This is a genomic window from Chryseobacterium sp. GTID13 (assembly GCF_056172655.1).
Window position 1 is genome coordinate 415192 of the sequence record NZ_JAOCMB010000005.1, and the last position, 17099, is coordinate 432290.

Here is a 17099-nt window from a genome sequence, read left to right on the forward strand (position 1 = left end):
AATTTTACTAACCATAAATAGTCTGCCTTTTTAAAACATTTTCACCAAACGTCAGCATAAACATTCGTGCCTATCCGTGAAATCCGTGGCTAAAATCCTATATCCCTTACCCGGCAGGCCAATACCACAATAAACTTCGAACAGTCTCACAGTATTTTGAAGAGACCAAAAACATTCCTAAAGTAGCTACATGTCCTTCCGAAGGGGATAGCCGGTTTACAATCGTCCAAAGGTACCTTTACAAAAACTGCAGGTAATTTCTAAGTGCCTTTAGCCATTTCACAAACCGGTTAAAGGCACTTATTCATTGGCTAAAGATACTTAAACAAATAGCTGCAGACCCTTCAAAAGAAGTTACAGCCACTTAGCAAACCGTCTACAGGCAGTTCAGAACTGAGCAAAGATACTTGTATAAGTATTAGGAGACAGTTTATTAATACCTTTAGACGGTTAGAGAATGGGTAACTTTAGGAACAGTGATTTGATTCCAATAACCATTATATTTATTAAACTTTAATTAAATTAAAAATGGAAAATAATATTGAAATTCAAAAAGAAGATATAAAGCAAATACTATTCATTTTGATGGATAAGCTGGAAGCTTCTGATACTAAAATCATATTATACGAAGATTTATATTGGAATATTCCTGACGAGGAATTATATAATGTTTATAAAGAGCCCGCAAATTTCACGACAGGAAGTTTGGCAGAAGACTGGGAGTTCCTTCAGAAAATTTTAAGGAATGAAAGAGAAGTGATAGCCTATGATTTCAACAAGGTATCTAATATTTTGAGATTCATTGGACAATCGTTCAATTCTTCTCACTAAAAAATAGAAACCACTGCCAAAACAGTGGTTTAAATTGAACTATAATAAAACTAAAACAAAATTCCTCTACTTTCCAGCCGCCCGCGCTGCTTTTATCCTTTCCTCAACAATCCGCCAGTCATAAAAATGAAAAACCCGGCCATTGCTCATCGCAACCAGCATGCCCTTTGGAAACTGTGGTCCCAGATTAATGTTCGTAACCTCTGAGCCATCGCTTTCACTTGTAGAAACCGGAATCTCGGCAATTCTTCCTTTTGCAGGATCTTCCCGCAGATATACATTGAAAGTATCTTTTTGCTGGTTCGAAACCAGAATATAGCCTGTGTTTGATGAGGTAGGATAAATAGAAATTCCCTCCAGGTCAGACTTAAAATCTCCTTTTCCAAACACCAGAAGCTCTTCATTTCCTTTCGCCGGATCTGCATAATACTGATGCACCCCGAACTGCTCATCAGAATAATAAATGTAGCCCAGTTCATCATCCACGGCAATGCTTTCGATCTCTTTCAGGCAGCTGTATTTGCCGAACTTACGGATTACTTCACCAGTGATTTTTCCATCCTTCTCAGAAAGTCTATACTGCCACAGATAGCCGTCCGAAGGCCCGGATTTTCTTCCCACTACAACATCAATTTCTCCCGTTGCCGGGTTTTTGTACATCGAAATTCCCATCGGGCCGCGTTCCGTTTCACCGTCAAAAACCGTGAATTCACCCACTTCCTTCAGATCGGGGAGGCTGTAAAGCTTTACGGTATTAGTTTCCCTTTCCGTAACGGCAGCAATGTCCGTCTTCTTTCTATTCAGCATAAAGCCATATTCAATATCTACATTGTTCGGGCGTTTTAATCCTGAAACTTTGTTGGTGATTTTTCCGCTCAGGTCAAAGGCATACAATCCGCCGTCAGTGTCCTTATCGGTTCCTATAATGATGCTTTTTGAAGCATTTTCGGGATTGATCCAGATTGCCGGATCATCCGTATCGTGTACCACCGTTTCTGTAATAACGGCAGGCTTTATACCTGAATGTTGTGTGGTGCAGCTTACCACAAAAGGGACAATAGAAACTGCTATAATAAATGGTAACTTTTTCATACGTTTAAAAATCAAATTTCAATCCTAAAGTGAATCTTGGCTTATAATATTCCACCTGCGCAGTACGGCTCTGGATTCCCTGATAATATCTTAGCGGCTGGTTCGTGAGATTATTGGCTTCTGCAAAAATTCTCAGCTGGTTGGTGATCTTATAAGAAGCATTGGCATCCAGGAAAACCTGCTTGTCATAATAACGGTCTTCAAATGAATTCCCGCCCAATTCATCAATATAATGAGATGCATAATTCATAGAAACCCTTGCTGAAAAACGTTTGTTTTCCCATGAAAGCGATCCGTTGAACATATGGGGCGCAGCTCCGGGAAGTCCTACATCCGTTCTCTCCACACCGTCTTCATTCGTAATACCTTTTGCTTTAGATTGGGTGTAGGTATAGTTCACATATACTCCAAAGCCTTTCCAGAAGGCTCCCGGAATAAAGTCAAGCTGGCGCTGAAGGGCAACCTCAAAACCATAAATATCTACATTGTCCCCGTTACGCTGCTGTGTAAAGCTCCAGTTGCTTTCTCCCGGAGGAACAGGGATGGTTTGTCCCGCAAAATCATTCGCAAAATCCCCTGATGTGTAATTCCTTCTTGAATAGGTATAAATAAAATCTTTAAGATTCTTATAAAACACACCTCCCGACAGGATTCCTACAGACTTAAAGTACTTCTCAGCCATAAAATCGAAATTATAGGCATAGGTTGCCTTCAAATCAGGATTTCCCGCGGCAATGGCTTCATCCCCGGAAACTACATTTAGATAAGGAACCAGCGAATAGTAATTCGGACGGGCTAAAGCAGTGGTAAATGCTGCACGGAGGACAAGATCCTGAACAGGAACATATTTGAAGGATATATTCGGAAGTATATTGGTATATGTATTGGTACGGTTGATTTTCCCCGCCAGATCTTCCTCATTCAATACATAATTTCCTGTATAATCAATTTTTGTAGTTTCAATACGAGCCCCTACGATCATCGAAAGCTTATCGTTGAAATCCTGGTCCCATCTGATGTATCCGGCATAGATGTTTTCTTTTGCAGTATAATTGCCCGACAGGAACTCTTCCGGTTTCAGCTCACCTTTGAATAAATTAGGATTAAACAGGTCAAGCCCGCCTAGATAGGAGGGATCAACAAAAGTTCCCGGAACATAATTTCCGGGCTGAAAATTCTGACCGTCAAAATATACGGTAGGAACAGACAGAAGACTTCCCATGGTATCCAGTGGTTCAAAAGCATAATAATCATTGTCCCGTTCTTTTTCTTTTACACGAAGACGCAAACCTGCCCGAAGTCTCCCTTTCTGATTGTCAATAACAGAAAAAGGGAAACGTACATTTACCTTTGCCCCGAATTCTTTTTCCTGGGTAAAGCTATTGGAATCCGAAAGATCACTTAGTTCGTAAACTCCAGGATTATCTGCAGAAAGGGGAGTGATCATCGGCCTGCGAGGATCACTCAGGTCTGAAGAGAAATTCATCTTTCCGTTTTCAAACTCTATATGCCTTTCATGAGGTTTCTTTTCGCTGGCAGTAGCATAGTTCATGGACCAGTCGAGGTCAACCTTGGAGCCTAAAAGATGTTCCCCTCTTAAAGCATAATTCTGCACTTTTTGTCTTTCAAGTCGGGTATTGTCGTTATCGGAATCTCCACCTTTATTCTGTCTTGTGATGCTGCCTTTCCATCCTGTGATCTCCGTTTCATCGGCATTATAAACCGGTTTTATTTTATAACCCAGTGCAAACCTGTTTTCCTTATCAGTCCTGAAATTATACATTGCCGATGCATAAATTTTGTTTTTTGAATTGAATTCATAATCCATATTCAGGTCAAAACTGTGCCTGATACGATGCTCGTCATAATAACGGATTCCCATTTTGCTGACGTAAGCGGTTTGGGCGGCATCTTTAGCAAGGCTCCACGTAGGCTCAATATTATCGGACCCGAAATTATTGTTGTTGTAAGAAAAACTGAAAACAGCTCCTAATTTTTTGTTTAAAAAGCGGTTCCCATAGACAAATCCTGCGGTGTAATTTCCTTTTTCGCGGATCGGGTTGTAACCTCCTGCGAGGGTGGCGGAAATCCTTTGCCCGTTGGGCGAAGCTCTTGTAATCAGGTTAACAGAACCTCCGATGGCATCAGCATCCATATCCGGAGTCAGCGTTTTATTAACTTCTATGGTAGAAATCATATCAGAAGGAATAAGGTCCATCTGCACGTTACGGTTGTCGCCTTCAGCAGACGGAATCCTGTCACCATTCAGCGTTACGGAATTTAAATTGGGGGCAAGACCTCTGATGATCAGGTTTCTTGCTTCTCCCTGGTCATTCTGTATGGTAATCCCGGGAACGCGTTTCAGGGCATCCCCGATATTGGCGTCGGGAAAGCGTCCGATCTGATCGGAAGAGATTACATTCGTGATATTGGCATTATTTTTTTGTTTGTTCAATGCTCTGGCTTGGTTTTTCAGGGTAGATCCGCTTACAATCACCTCCGCAATCACCGTTTCCTTTCTGTTGAAAATAATGTTTTGTCTTGTATTTTTTTCAGCCTCTACCGTTACCTGGTACTCACTGATCCCGTAACCAAGGTAATTGACAGTCATTGTATAATTTCCCGGCGGGACATTCAGGAAAACAAAATTACCGTGATCATCTGAAGTAGTATAGATATTTCCGGGGGTGAGCGAAATTTTAGCACCCGGCAGCGATAATTTGGAATCATCATTAATATTTCCGGAAACCGTACCGGTTTGTGCATAGAAAAAGATGGAGGCACAAAATAAAACAGACGTAAAGATTTTCTTCATGGTATGACAGTATATTAAGTAGAAGCAAAATTAAACGTCTGTTTGGGGAATCGCTTGAAATGTAGATTACGATTGTTTTAAGGATTTATGAACAGGAGATCTGCGATAGAATAAGAAATGTGATAATAATTGCAGGAGAATTCCTAATTTTAAACTTTTAGAGTTTAAATGGAGCCATTCCTTTTAGATAACAGATTTATATTTATTTAAGTCAAACATTAAAATGATAATAATGAATGAAGCATTTGCAAAAGAACTGATTAAACTTGCCGAAAAAGACCTGTCGGTGAGAGAAAAGCTGGCTTCTGAAGGAAAGCTTTCCCATGGTTATCATCCGGAAATGGAACTGATCCACAGGCAGAATACGGAAAGACTGCGGAACATCATTAAAGAAATAGGTTATCCCACAATTTCAAAAGTAGGAGAGGAGGCCAGTGATGCAGCATGGCTGGTTATTCAGCATTCCATTGGTGAGCCCGAATTGATGAAAGCCTGCTATAAGATGATGATTGAAAACAAAAACGACATCAATCCCTTAAATATAGCCTATCTGTACGACAGAATCCAGGTCTTTCAAAGCCAGCCTCAAAAGTACGGAACGCAGCTTACCGCGGAAGGTATACCTTATCCTGTAGAAAATAAAAGTCACCTGAATGAAGAACGCCTGAAAGTTAATTTACCGCCTTTTTCAAAGGACAAGATTGAACAAATTCCAGGTACAGAGGCTATTGCTGAATTAGATAATAAAGATGCAGAGTATATCGCCTGGAGAATAAAAACAGGATGGATGCCGTCCTCTTAAATGAAAGGATAGCACTAATCCGTTCCGTATTTCAATCTTTTTACAAAAGAGCTTAAAAAATATTTGGCCAGTTTCAAAAAACGTTATATATTTGCACCACTGAAAACGACGGTACAGCCGTTATTCAGGAGAGTTGGCAGAGTGGTCGATTGCGGCAGTCTTGAAAACTGTTGACTGTAACAGGTCCGGGGGTTCGAATCCCTCACTCTCCGCCAGGTTAGAAACCAAAAGTCTTTAAATCTTAGTATTTAAAGGCTTTTTTGTTGTTTGAAGTTAACAGCCTGTTCATCCATTGAATATCTTGCAGGTATAAAGGTTCTGAATTATTATTAACCCTTAAAAATTAAAGTTATCCAAACCTACAGCTTACATCTTGACACTGAAGAGATGACTGAAGCCATACAACGTATACGGACAGACATTAAAAATGAATTTAAATTTGTTCGGTTTGTGATTATTCAGCCAGAATAAACAGGTTACCAAATTTCTATTCCTTTGAAATTGGCTGAACCTTTTTTATCACAATTCCACGCTTGTTTAAATTCCCGCAACTGTGCCAAGGGGCCGTTTATTCTAAATCTGAAAGGTAAGTGAGGGTTGGTAAGCAGTTCATTACGTAAAGCTTCAGGACTGATGTTGCCATGCCACATTTGTGCCCATCCTAAAAAGAAACGTTGCTGCCAGGTGAAACCACTAATAGGTGCGGGCTGCTTTTTTTATCATAACTTTTTTCAAGTGCATGATAGGCGAGAGTAAGTCCACCAAGATCTGCTATATTTTCACTTATAGTGAGCTGTCCATTAATATGCAATCCCGGCTGGCCCTCCATTTGGTTAAAATAATCAATGTATTGTTTTGTGAGGTTTTCAAAATTATGTCTGTCTACTGATGTCCACCAGTTATTTAAATTACCCGACGCGTCGAATTTCGAACCTCTGTCATCAAAAGCATGGGTTATTTCATGTCCTATTGCTGCGATTATGGCACCATAATTTATAGCATCATCCGCTTTATGATTATAAAAAGGTGGCTGCAGGATACCAGCAGGGAAACATGCACTGTTAGTATATTGATCGTAAAAGGCATCAACAGTCTGTGGCGTTGCATGCCATTCTCCTTTATCTACCGGCCTATCAATTTTCCTGATGTTTTCATTATGATGAAAAACTGCTACAGAAATAACATTGTCTATCAGACGTGATGGTTGTATGGAGATCCCAAAATAGTCGGGCCATTTGTCCGGGTATCCGATCTTGAAAGTCATTGCGCTTAATTTTTTGTGTGCCGATGCTTTGGTGCCATTGCTCATCCAGCGTAAGCTGTCTATACGCTGATGATAAACCCAGCGCACATTTTCAATCATTTCACGTATCTTTTGTTTATCCTGTTCAAGGAAATATCTTTGAACAAACAGCTTACCTAAAGGCATGCCCAGTGCTTGCTCTAACTCTTTAATTGCTGTATCTGTGCGGCTTTTTTGTTCTTTTTTCCAGCCATTACTGTTCCGAAAAAAGCAAAGTGAGGGTTACTGTATTTCTGGGGAAGGTAAGGGGCAAAATGAGATAAAAGCTGCCACCGGGTATATAATTTCAATACAGTTAATGGTGTTTGGGACAGGAGAGTTGTTAAATTGCTCATATAAGCCCGGTCTTCAATAATAACAGTCTGGGTATTAATCCCTTGCGCTTTTAAAAAACCGTTCCAATTAAATTTTGGTGCTATGCGATTGAGTTCCGGGGCAGACATCTTATTGTAGGTTCTTATCTGATCGCGCAACATCAGACCAGATAGCTGCAGACGGGCCACGTTTTGCTCTAATTCATAAATTTTGGAACCGGGGAGATATCTTTAAAGCCTGCGCTTTTATACATAATGTCGATATGCTGAATCATTCTGTCTTTTAAGTTGGCATTTTTAGATTCTTTTGGTTCATAATAGCTTTTATCGCCCAAAGTTAGTCCGCCTTGCCCTAACGAAAGAATATTCATCTGATTGTTATGAGCATCAGCTTCTACCTTATAACTGATAAAAGTTGGTACGCCAAGCTTTTGAAGTTCCCCGGAGAAATTTACCCAATCGGTATAATCTTTAAGATGATCAATTCGCTCGAAATAGCTGTCAAGCGGTGAAAGCCCTAATTTTTCTATGGTAGCAGTATCCATATAAGATCTGTAAAAATCAGCGATCTGCTGAGATTCTGAACCTGATTTGAGATTGGGTAATTTACTGATGCTGTCTACAATATTTTTCAGTTTCATTTTATTATCCCGATCGAGAATTTCGAAGGCGCCCCATCTGCTTTCAGTAGCGGGAAGAGGATTTTTTTCTTCCAGTTACCATTGGCAAAGCCATCAAAATCAATACATGGATTTTTGGTAGAATCAATATTGCTGTTATCAAAACCTGAATTATTGAAAACAGAATGAATGTTCGATTTCTTTTCAGTTTTACAAGAAAATAGTATCGTTATAATAATTAAAAATATTGTTAACTTATAGTTTTTCATACTTATAAATGTATAATCTTCAGATGTTTAATTAATCGGTTTAAAGTAGTGAGAAATTTTTTTTATCTTTTAACGATGTTCTGTTTCATTTTTACCCTCTTCTTGTTAAACGCAATTTAATAATAAAATTGCGGACATCTTGCCGATTAGGCAATAACTGACAAAATTGTCAGTCGTAGCACTGTATCCATAAGTAAAATGGCCTCCCAATGGCAGATTACGGTGTACGGTATTTTTAACCAACCTGCTTTTTCACACTGGTTAAATTATGATCTGTCTCATAAAACTTTTGCTATTCAATTCATTACATTTACACACCTTACTTCACTTATAATTGCTATGAGATTATAATTATTATACCTGATCAACTACAATCCTAATCATTAAGTGAGGTATCCGGCAAGTGACTTTAGTCCCTAACCATTGACGGTAAGTATCTTGCCAGTAATGCGCTCTGAATATTAGGGTATCTTGCTGCTCGTTTTATCATTACATAGTTCTTAAACACCAAATAATTTATATTGATATGGAAAGTAAAATAACAAGGAGAGATGCTATCGGAAAGATAGCCGCAACCGTTGCCGTTGCTGCGGTTGCTCCAAGTGCTCTGGCGCAGTCACAGAGTAGCAACACAAGAAAAACGAATGTAAAAGAGCTCACGGACCCCCGGAACAAATACCCCAAACCGCCTTTTAATAAGCAATCTCAACCCTTTCCCGGATTGGCAGGTAAAATGACACCGGTGCCCGACCATGGAGAAAAGAGCTATGTAGGCTCAGGAAGACTGGAGGGAAGAAAAGCATTGATCACAGGTGGTGATTCAGGGATTGGCAGAGCTGCAGCCATTGCTTATGCAAGGGAAGGAGCGGATGTAGCCATTAATTACCTGCCTGCGGAAGAGGACGATGCAAAGCAGGTAGTTGAGCTCATCAGGAAGGAAGGTCGTAAAGCTATTGCCATTCCTGGAGATATTCGTAGCGAAGACTTTTGTAAACAATTGGTCAATCAGGCTGTACAGCAACTAGGAGGGCTGGATATTCTCATTAATAATGCAGGACATCAGAAAGCCAATGAATCTATACTTGATCTTAGCTCTGAAGACTTTGACTGGACCATGAAAACAAATATCTATGCACCTTTTTGGATCATAAAGGCTGCTTTACCTCATATGAAACCTGGTTCTTCTATTATCGGGTTATCGTCCATTCAGGCTTATGACCCGTCCGCTGATCTTTATGATTATGCGCAAACCAAGGCAGCAACAACCAACTATGTGAAATCTCTTGCCAAGCAGCTGGGTCCTAAAGGTATAAGGGTCAATGGCGTTGCACCCGGGCCTGTCTGGACTCCACTTCAGGTAAGCGGAGGGCAGACGCAGGAAAACCTGATGAAATTTGGCGGTGATACGCCTCTCGGAAGACCGGGACAGCCTGCAGAACTGGCTTCTATATTTGTTCAGTTAGCAGCGGATGATGCCAGTTTTGCGACAGGACAAATTTATGGAGCAGCAGGAGGAAAGGGCCAGCCGTAGATCTTTAACAACAAATATAAAAGAGAATTTCTCTTAGGAAAGGCTCAAAAAATAAAAAGCCAATCTTATAACTGTTGTAAGATTGGCTTTTTTCCGGCTGCCGATTTATAATATCAATATTCAGCATAGCCTTTCGGAGCTATACAGTTCTATGTTATCCCCTTAAAATTATTAAACTACAAGCTGCTAAATCAATGTTTTTCTCTTAAACCTACACGCAACAATCCTGCATAGGAACGAATTAGATAGTATCAAAATGATAAAGGAATAAAACGTCGCCAACATAGGCTGGCTTCTCATCATTCTCTATGAGTAGTTTTGCCTCAACCGTTACTTTTACGGTACCTCGGAGATTACAGACAGATTTCACATAGGCTTGTAGCCGAACCCTGGTGTTCACCCGGACAGGTTGGCCGAACCTGAAATTTTCAATTCCATAATTGATTTCCATTTTTACATTCCTTACATCAGCGATTTGTTTCCAAAGATAGGGTATGAGCGAAAGGGTGAGATAACCGTGTGCAATAGTCGATTTAAAGGGACCTTCTTTTTCTGCCTTTTCTTTATTGGTATGGATCCACTGATAATCCAAGGTAGCATCTGCAAACATATTGATCTGGTCCTGGTTAATGGTATGCCAATTCGATACGCCGATTAGCTTTCCTTCATATGCCTTATATTCTTCAAAACTGTTAATGATCACCATATAATTTATATTAATTCCTTAACACATTTTATTAATCACACTTCACATAAATGCTTAATAATTTGAAGTTAAATCTCTTTTTATATTTCAAATATTCGGCCAAATCGAAGCCTATTTAATCCTACCGATAATTTCTGGTGTACTAAGCTTTTAGGCGACTCATCAGCGTGAAAATTTTTAAACAGCTGATCTCGGTTTTGAATATTTAGAAACATACGTAAGCTACCCCTCTGTGGTTCAGTCTTAATATTTAAAGTTTATGAATAACTACTATTTTGGGGATTGGGCTATCGGGCTAAAAGGTTTGTCCATTGTTATAGTAGCAATTTAATCTAAAGCCATAATTTTTTGTAGCAGCATAACCAATCAGAAGATTAATTAACATTTTGAAAATTGTATTATATTCGTTAGTGAATATTTATCAGTTAGATATAAGTGGTAATTAAAGTGAACCAAACAAAAAGAAAATTATGTGGCAGTATTATTTAATCCTTGGCCTAGGGCTGGCTTTCCTTGTATTATCCATCTACAGCTTTCGTAATACTATGGTATTTCTAAAAAAGGAAATAAAGCTATTGCAACTGTCATCGACCTTCACAGGTACGAATCAGACGGTGAATCATTCGCGCCGGTCTTCAATTTTCGGACTCAGGATAACCTCTCAGTTACCTACGAATTAGCCGAAGGAACTGATCCTCCAGCTTGGGAAATAGGGGAGACAGCAACTGTAATCTATGATCCTGCTGATCCATCTAAGGTGAGTTTGTATACTTATTTTAGATTGTTTATATGGACATTGGCTCTGCTATCGATAGCACTTCCGTTATTAGTTATTGGAGGTGGGTATTTTATTGCTGCGAAATTTATTCTGTAAAATTTTACTTCCACCACTGTTCCTTAAGGATTTGCATTGCTTTTTCAATTCTATATTCATTGACGAAATCGAAAAAATGTTTATCCATATACAAGTTGATCAGAATAGATAAATCTTTGATTGGTTTCGATTGACTTTTCAATAGGTTACCAGCTGTTCACCCCATCCTGAAGTGCCTTTTCATAATTTTCTTTATTAAATGAATAGAGATCCTGCGCTTTGTGGGCACCTCCTTTTCGTTGTTCATCCAGCTTGGTTAGAATCCCCAGGTTTTTTATTTTCCTGTAGAAATTACCCCTGTTCAGACTTCTGCCTAATATTGTTTCATATAATCGCTGAAATTCTGTCATCGTAAATTTTTCCGGCAATAAATTGTAGCCGATAGGCTTGTAGGTTATTCGTTCCCTTAGTGTTAATAGTGCTCTTAAAATAATCTGTTTATGATCCATTGTGATCTGATAATGATCAAGATTATTAACATCGAGCCATTCAAATTCGTTGCTTAATTCATCAGCTTTTGGGGAAACGTCATGGTAGTTCACAAGCGCATAATAACCGATAGAAATAAACCTTTGCTTATGCCACAAAGTATCATCATAATCGCTAAAAACTTCCTCACTTCGGCCGTTCTTCCCAAAAACGGAAAATTCTTCCAAAAAGAGATCTGTTACACCAGCACGCTCACTTAAAATTCTTACTGCTGCATCATCAATATGCTCTTCTTTCTTAAGGTAGCCGCCCGGTAAAAACCATTGATTGTTGAACTTCATCTTAATGGCAAGAACTTTAAGCTCATTTTCACTGAATCCGAAGATAACCGTGTCAATAGAAATATGGGGAAGATATAACTGATAGGCTTCTGCTGATTTTTCTAAAATCTGTTGATGAGGGTTCATATTTATTTTAATTGTTCGTGCTCAACAAAGTTAAGGGGATATTAAGGAAAGAACAAACATTCAGTCTTTTTAGCATTACTTTTTGGTAACATAGAATTTACATTTCCGGGTAAATAAATGCTTTTTTCACCATTTTATTTTGTTTTTATTAAATGTAATTTATTGTTATTCAGCAATTTATTATTGTGTTGATATTTTTTTAACATTCATTTGGCTGTATCAAAAAAAGAATGTAATATTGAGTCGCTTCATTATGAAGCAACTAAAAAACATTAAGGAATATTAAAAATTATACGGATAAAATCCTGTTCGCTATTTGTTTAATTTAAAATTAGTTACCCATCTGAAATTCAACATTTCATTACACAATCCAAACAAAAAACAGATTAATTGATAATTATGAAAAACTCAAGACTCCGAATTTCCACTTTATTGCTCATGTTTTCTTGTGGAGCAGCATTTGGACAGCAAACCGACAGCTTAGCTTTAAAGAAAAAAGCAATCACTTCCTCCAAAGAGGACAACAACAGGAATGTAATGCTCAATGCTGCCAATAATACCAGCCCCCGCGATGTAAATATTGGTCTTCCTTCTACCGTTGGAGGAATCACGATCCTCGAAAATGACCTTCCGGTTGTTTATTTCTTCTGGCCCGAACTGCCCAATAAAACATGGAGGCAAAGTGTGGGACTGGAAAAAACAGGACTTTTAAAAATGGACCAGTTGGCCAATACGACGGGAGATCTTGGTTTTGCAGTCAATTCATATTCGCAGACAGGAACTAAAGATCTTAAGATCAAAGGCAAATTTACCACCAGTAATTTTGGCTGGTTACAGGCCGATGCCAATGTTTCGGGTCCTATTTCCAAAAATGGCTGGACGTATACCGCAGGAGCTTTTGCCAACTATGACCCGAGCACCTATAAATTAGGATTTGCAAGAAATGCTGATGAAACAAAAATTTTCAGAGCAGGCGTCACCAAGTATTTTGACAATAATAAAGGACAGATTACCGCACTTTACAAATATGCAGATTCATATAGCATAACCAATTATGCTGTTTTTCAATATGGGGAAAACGGAAAAGTAACAGAACTTGATAATTTCAAAATTGGCAGAGATTCCTATGTAGTAAGAGACGGACAGATGAAAGTCAAAGATATTCTTACAGGAGATTATTATTGGGCTTCTATGAGTGGAAATGATAACAGGTCGAAGTCTCATAACATTGATATTTTTGGTAACTATCTTTTGAACAATGGATGGAATTTCAAATTCTCAACAAGAGCACATTTTTCAAAAGTAAAAATGTCCAATATGATTCCTTTAAGTATTTTCAATGCAGATTCTTCAGCAGGATATACTTTGGCTTCCAACGGCCAGGCTTATTCTGGGCAGGTAGGAACTATTCTGGGAATGTATACACCGGAAACCCCGATTACCAGTGTTGCAGGACGTTTTTCTCTGAACAAGCAGGTAGGAAATCATAATTTGACATTTGGAGCGTTGGAGCAATATTATCACGTCAACAAATACACCTCCAACCGTACTTTTTCTTCCAGACTGTTGAGCCGCAGCCTCAACGCTTGATTGGTCCGAATACTGATTCTGATGGCTTCTACAACTACAATGCAGGCGGAGAATACCATAGTGGAACAGAGAACAAATTTTCACTGTATGGTATTGATGAATGGAAAGTTACCGACAACTTTAATCTGAGCTATGGTTTACATTTGAGAAATCACATCATTGACGGAGAGTATTCTTTGGCTCCAAGGACTATTGGCTTTAGCTTTACAGATCCGGGCCAGTTTAATCACATCAGTCAGAGTTTCTTCCAGATTGCAGGAAGTTTGAACGCAACTTACAACATTACCAAGAACTTCGGGGTCTTAGCCAACTTCCTATACACAGAAGAAAACAGAAGATTGGAAAGTTATTCCCAGGCTTTCGAACCCAATACCAATAAAATTAAAAGCCCATTGGGAGCATTCGGAGTTTTCTGGAATACCAACTGGATTCAGCTGATTTCTCAGGCTACCTATCTGAAGAAAAATAACAACCTTAACCGATATAATCTGGTAAATCCTGCAAATAGTTCTCAGGCGCAAACCACAACCGTTTATTATGATATTCAGACGCTGGGCTGGACTACGGATTTTGTTTTAAAACCATTCAAAGGATTCAATTTACATTACCTGGTTACTTTCCAGAATCCTGTGTATAAGAAATTTAATTTCAATGCTTTCGGGAAAGATTATGACTATAATGATAACAATGTATTGGGGGTTGCTAAAGTTTTAATGGAAATCGACCCAAGCTATTCTATTGACAAATGGAGATTCTGGGCGAGTTTCAGATATTTCTCAAAACAATATGCGAATCTTACCAATGCGTTATACTTTGCGCCAAGATGGGAAACTTTCGGGGAGTAAGCTATACCGTTAACAAAAACATCAACATCGGTGCGACAGTGATCAACTTCCTGAACCAAAGAGGAGCGAGTGGAACCATCAATGGTGCTGAATTGATTACAGATGCAAGTCCATATTACGGAAAACTGTTGACAGGAACGTACATTATGCCGTTGACAGGTCAATTATCAGTAAACTTCAATTTCTAAAATATAAACAATGAAAAGGACGGTTTTAAATATTGCTGCATTATTTTTTGGAGTAACAGCATTTTCACAGAATATTCAGATGGTCAAGAATCCCAAAGGTCCTGTTTTAGGATATTCTGCAGATTCAGGGGTGAAAATTCTTACGATTGGAGGAAATAAATTCAAAGATTTAAACAGAAACGGAAAGCTTGATAAATACGAAGACTGGAGACTTCCCGTCGACGAAAGAGCGAAAGATTTAGCTTCAAAAATGAGTGTTGAACAGATTGCAGGGCTAATGCTTTACAGCGGCCATCAGTCTGTTCCTGCACCTGCAGACGGTTTCCGGGCAGGTAAATACAATGGAAAGCTGTATAAAGAAAGCGGGGCAAAAGCCTCGGATTTAACGGACCAGCAAAAGAAATTCTTAAAAGAAGATAACCTGCGTCATGTTTTGGTAACAACTGTTGAGTCCCCCGAAATTGCAGCACAATGGAGCAACAACATCCAGGCTTATATTGAAGGTTTGGGATTGGGAATTCCAGCCAATAACAGTACAGACCCGAGACATTCTGCAACCGTAACGGCTGAGTTTAATGAAGGAGCAGGTGGGCAGATTTCACTTTGGCCGGATGGCCTGGCAATGGGCGCCACTTTTGATCCGGAACTGGTCAGGAAATTCGGAAATATTGCAGCTCAGGAATACAGGGCATTGGGGATTTCAACAGCTTTGTCTCCTCAAATCGACCTGGGAACAGAGCCTCGCTGGTACAGAATCGCTTACGTTTTTTCTGAAAGTCCGGAACTGACAGCAGATTTAGGAAGAGGTTATATTGATGGTTTCCAGACAACCATCGGAAGCAAAAACGGTTGGGGTAATAAAAGTGTAAATGCGATGGTAAAGCACTGGCCGGGAGGCGGTCCCGAAGAAGGCGGTCGTGACGGCCATTGGGCGATGGGAAAATTTGCGGTTTATCCGGGGAATAATTTCCAGAATCACGTGAAACCTTTTACCGAAGGTGCTTTCAAATTAAATGGAGGCACAAAAGAAGCTTCTGCAGTAATGCCTTATTATACAATCAGCTTTAATCAGGATACAAAAAACGGGGAGAACGTCGGAAACGGCTACAGTAAGTATCTGATTACAGATTTGCTTCGTGGAAAATACAAATACGATGGTGTGGTGTGTACCGACTGGCTGATTACTGCTGATGAACCCAAAACTCCGGGAGGATTTGCAGGAAAACCCTGGGGTGCTGAGAAATTATCCATTGCAGAACGTCACTACAAAGTGCTGGAAGCCGGCGTTGATCAATTCGGAGGGAATAATGATAAAGGACCTGTTCTGGAAGCGTATCAGATGGGAGTGAAAGAACATGGTGAAAAAGACTATCGTGCAAAATTTGAGCAGTCTGCAGTTCGTTTATTAAGAAATTTCTTCAGAACAGGATTGTTTGAAAATCCTTACGTCAACATTGAAGAAACCAAAAAAATAGTAGGTAATCCTGAATTTATGAAAGCAGGGTATGAAGCTCAGGTAAAATCCATTGTGATGTTGAAAAATAAATCCAATATTCTTCCTATCAAAGAAAGAAAAACGGTTTACATTCCTAAGAGATATTCTCCGGCAACATTTAACTGGTGGGGAATTTACACGGCTCCTTCTCTGGATTATCCTGTTGACCTAGAAAAAATCAAAAAACATTATAACGTAACGGAAGATCCTGCTAAAGCTGATTTCGCATTGGTTTTTGTGAAAAGTCCGCACAGTGAAGAAGGTGGTTACAGCGATATTGATGCTGCAGAAGGCGGAAACGGATATTTTCCGATTTCTCTCCAATACAAAACCTATACAGCAACAGAAGCCCGTGAGAAAAGTATTGCAGCAGGTGACCCGGTTGTAGCTCCGAATGTACACGACAGAACATTTAAAAATAAAACTTCAACCGCTACCAACTTTACAGATCTGCTGACCATTGAAAACACGTACAAGGCCATGAACAGAAAACCTGTCATTGTTTCTGTAACGGCTTCAAAACCGATGGTTTTCAACGAATTTGAAAAGCATGCTGATGCCATTCTGATGAACTTCAATGTCTCCAATCAGGCAGTTGTAGATATCATAACCGGAAAATACGAGCCATCAGGATTACTTCCGCTTCAGATGCCTGCAAATATGGCAACAGTTGAAAAGCAAAAAGAAGATGTTCCTTACGATATGGAAACGCATAAAGATTCCGAAGGTCACAACTATGATTTCGGATATGGAATGAATTGGTCAGGTGTGATTAAAGATGCGAGAACAGAGAAATATAAAAAGTAATTGAATGGTTCTGAGTCTGTATTTTACAGGCTCAGAATTTTATTTTTGAATTAAAAACTGATTAACTTTTTAACCAGAAAAGTCACAAAAGCTTCAATTCTGAAATAATAATTCTAAAGTT

At 39.1% G+C, this 17099-nt stretch carries 17 protein-coding genes and 1 tRNA gene; 9 read left to right on the forward strand and 9 right to left on the reverse strand.

Going from position 1 to position 17099, the window contains the following annotated elements:
• The first annotated feature begins 528 nt into the window (after positions 1 to 528).
• Positions 529 to 831, forward strand: a complete 303-nt coding sequence (locus N4G44_RS07850; RefSeq protein ID WP_474925754.1) for a hypothetical protein — start codon at positions 529 to 531, stop codon at positions 829 to 831.
• Positions 832 to 897: 66 nt separating this feature from the next.
• On the opposite strand, the gene N4G44_RS07855 is transcribed toward N4G44_RS07850, so the two are convergent.
• Positions 898 to 1923, reverse strand: a complete 1026-nt coding sequence (locus N4G44_RS07855) for a phytase (RefSeq protein ID WP_474925755.1) — start codon at positions 1921 to 1923, stop codon at positions 898 to 900.
• Between the two features lie 4 nt (positions 1924 to 1927).
• Positions 1928 to 4738, reverse strand: coding sequence for a TonB-dependent receptor (locus N4G44_RS07860; RefSeq protein WP_474925757.1), 2811 nt, complete (start codon positions 4736 to 4738; stop codon positions 1928 to 1930).
• 232 nt (positions 4739 to 4970) lie between these two features.
• Here N4G44_RS07860 and N4G44_RS07865 point away from each other — a divergent pair, with 232 nt between their 5' ends.
• Together N4G44_RS07865 and N4G44_RS07870 are read left to right on the forward strand one after the other, a co-directional pair.
• Positions 4971 to 5540: a DUF6624 domain-containing protein gene (locus tag N4G44_RS07865; protein WP_474925760.1), complete on the forward strand. Its 570-nt coding sequence runs from the start codon at positions 4971 to 4973 to the stop codon at positions 5538 to 5540.
• 127 nt (positions 5541 to 5667) lie between these two features.
• A tRNA-Ser gene (locus N4G44_RS07870) sits at positions 5668 to 5755 on the forward strand.
• 261 nt (positions 5756 to 6016) lie between these two features.
• Here N4G44_RS07870 and N4G44_RS07875 read toward each other — a convergent pair.
• The 5 genes from N4G44_RS07875 to N4G44_RS07895 are packed head-to-tail and all read right to left on the reverse strand — an operon-like array spanning position 6017 to position 8046.
• Positions 6017 to 6190, reverse strand: a complete 174-nt coding sequence (locus N4G44_RS07875; protein ID WP_474925762.1) for a M13-type metalloendopeptidase — start codon at positions 6188 to 6190, stop codon at positions 6017 to 6019.
• 11 nt (positions 6191 to 6201) lie between these two features.
• Complete coding sequence (locus tag N4G44_RS07880) at positions 6202 to 6969, reverse strand: M13-type metalloendopeptidase (RefSeq protein ID WP_474925764.1); 768 nt, start codon at positions 6967 to 6969, stop codon at positions 6202 to 6204.
• Between the two features lie 14 nt (positions 6970 to 6983).
• On the reverse strand, positions 6984 to 7346 hold the full coding sequence (locus N4G44_RS07885; protein WP_474925765.1) for a hypothetical protein: 363 nt from the start codon (positions 7344 to 7346) through the stop codon (positions 6984 to 6986).
• A gap of 8 nt (positions 7347 to 7354) precedes the next feature.
• On the reverse strand, positions 7355 to 7873 hold the full coding sequence (locus tag N4G44_RS07890) for a hypothetical protein (RefSeq protein ID WP_474928302.1): 519 nt from the start codon (positions 7871 to 7873) through the stop codon (positions 7355 to 7357).
• On the reverse strand, positions 7795 to 8046 hold the full coding sequence (locus N4G44_RS07895) for a hypothetical protein (protein ID WP_474925767.1): 252 nt from the start codon (positions 8044 to 8046) through the stop codon (positions 7795 to 7797). The genes N4G44_RS07890 and N4G44_RS07895 overlap by 79 nt, the downstream gene beginning before the upstream one ends.
• Positions 8047 to 8572: 526 nt before the next feature.
• On the opposite strand from N4G44_RS07895, the gene N4G44_RS07900 reads away from it, so the two are divergent.
• The gene (locus tag N4G44_RS07900; protein ID WP_474925769.1) at positions 8573 to 9577 is read left to right on the forward strand and encodes an SDR family oxidoreductase; all 1005 of its coding nucleotides are present in this window, start codon (positions 8573 to 8575) and stop codon (positions 9575 to 9577) included.
• 241 nt (positions 9578 to 9818) lie between these two features.
• On the opposite strand, the gene N4G44_RS07905 is transcribed toward N4G44_RS07900, so the two are convergent.
• A complete protein-coding gene (locus N4G44_RS07905) occupies positions 9819 to 10283 on the reverse strand; it encodes a MaoC family dehydratase (protein WP_474925770.1) in 465 nt (154 codons plus the stop codon).
• Between the two features lie 586 nt (positions 10284 to 10869).
• On the opposite strand from N4G44_RS07905, the gene N4G44_RS07910 reads away from it, so the two are divergent.
• Complete coding sequence (locus tag N4G44_RS07910) at positions 10870 to 11157, forward strand: DUF3592 domain-containing protein (RefSeq protein WP_474928303.1); 288 nt, start codon at positions 10870 to 10872, stop codon at positions 11155 to 11157.
• Positions 11158 to 11303: 146 nt separating this feature from the next.
• On the opposite strand, the gene N4G44_RS07915 is transcribed toward N4G44_RS07910, so the two are convergent.
• Positions 11304 to 12053 (reverse strand): NUDIX hydrolase, encoded by a 750-nt coding sequence (locus tag N4G44_RS07915; protein WP_474925772.1) that lies wholly within the window; start codon positions 12051 to 12053, stop codon positions 11304 to 11306.
• 399 nt (positions 12054 to 12452) lie between these two features.
• Between N4G44_RS07915 and N4G44_RS07920 the strand changes: the two genes are divergently transcribed.
• Genes N4G44_RS07920 through N4G44_RS07935 form a run of 4 tightly spaced genes read left to right on the forward strand, consistent with a single transcriptional unit; the run spans position 12453 to position 16978 of the window.
• Positions 12453 to 13643 carry a hypothetical protein gene (locus tag N4G44_RS07920; RefSeq protein WP_474925774.1) on the forward strand — a complete coding sequence of 397 codons (1191 nt, stop codon included), beginning with the start codon at positions 12453 to 12455 and terminating at the stop codon, positions 13641 to 13643.
• Positions 13640 to 14488, forward strand: coding sequence for a TonB-dependent receptor (locus N4G44_RS07925; RefSeq protein WP_474925776.1), 849 nt, complete (start codon positions 13640 to 13642; stop codon positions 14486 to 14488). The genes N4G44_RS07920 and N4G44_RS07925 overlap by 4 nt, the downstream gene beginning before the upstream one ends.
• Positions 14467 to 14676, forward strand: coding sequence for a hypothetical protein (locus N4G44_RS07930; RefSeq protein WP_332386933.1), 210 nt, complete (start codon positions 14467 to 14469; stop codon positions 14674 to 14676). The genes N4G44_RS07925 and N4G44_RS07930 overlap by 22 nt, the downstream gene beginning before the upstream one ends.
• A gap of 10 nt (positions 14677 to 14686) precedes the next feature.
• Complete coding sequence (locus N4G44_RS07935) at positions 14687 to 16978, forward strand: glycoside hydrolase family 3 protein (RefSeq protein WP_474925780.1); 2292 nt, start codon at positions 14687 to 14689, stop codon at positions 16976 to 16978.
• Positions 16979 to 17099: the final 121 nt, after the last annotated feature.

Bases quoted from the DNA above. Each gene is read 5' to 3' on its own strand.
- N4G44_RS07930 (WP_332386933.1), top strand. From the start codon at position 14,467: ATGGGAAACTTTCGGGGAGTAAGCTATACCGTTAACAAAAACATCAAC.
- N4G44_RS07860 (WP_474925757.1), bottom strand. From the start codon at position 4,738: ATGAAGAAAATCTTTACGTCTGTTTTATTTTGTGCCTCCATCTTTTTC.
- N4G44_RS07905 (WP_474925770.1), bottom strand. From the start codon at position 10,283: ATGGTGATCATTAACAGTTTTGAAGAATATAAGGCATATGAAGGAAAG.
- N4G44_RS07850 (WP_474925754.1), top strand. From the start codon at position 529: ATGGAAAATAATATTGAAATTCAAAAAGAAGATATAAAGCAAATACTA.
- N4G44_RS07880 (WP_474925764.1), bottom strand. From the start codon at position 6,969: ATGCCTTTAGGTAAGCTGTTTGTTCAAAGATATTTCCTTGAACAGGAT.
- N4G44_RS07875 (WP_474925762.1), bottom strand. From the start codon at position 6,190: ATGTGGCATGGCAACATCAGTCCTGAAGCTTTACGTAATGAACTGCTT.
- N4G44_RS07865 (WP_474925760.1), top strand. From the start codon at position 4,971: ATGAATGAAGCATTTGCAAAAGAACTGATTAAACTTGCCGAAAAAGAC.
- N4G44_RS07920 (WP_474925774.1), top strand. From the start codon at position 12,453: ATGAAAAACTCAAGACTCCGAATTTCCACTTTATTGCTCATGTTTTCT.
- N4G44_RS07915 (WP_474925772.1), bottom strand. From the start codon at position 12,053: ATGAACCCTCATCAACAGATTTTAGAAAAATCAGCAGAAGCCTATCAG.
- N4G44_RS07900 (WP_474925769.1), top strand. From the start codon at position 8,573: ATGGAAAGTAAAATAACAAGGAGAGATGCTATCGGAAAGATAGCCGCA.
- N4G44_RS07855 (WP_474925755.1), bottom strand. From the start codon at position 1,923: ATGAAAAAGTTACCATTTATTATAGCAGTTTCTATTGTCCCTTTTGTG.
- N4G44_RS07935 (WP_474925780.1), top strand. From the start codon at position 14,687: ATGAAAAGGACGGTTTTAAATATTGCTGCATTATTTTTTGGAGTAACA.
- N4G44_RS07895 (WP_474925767.1), bottom strand. From the start codon at position 8,046: ATGAAAAACTATAAGTTAACAATATTTTTAATTATTATAACGATACTA.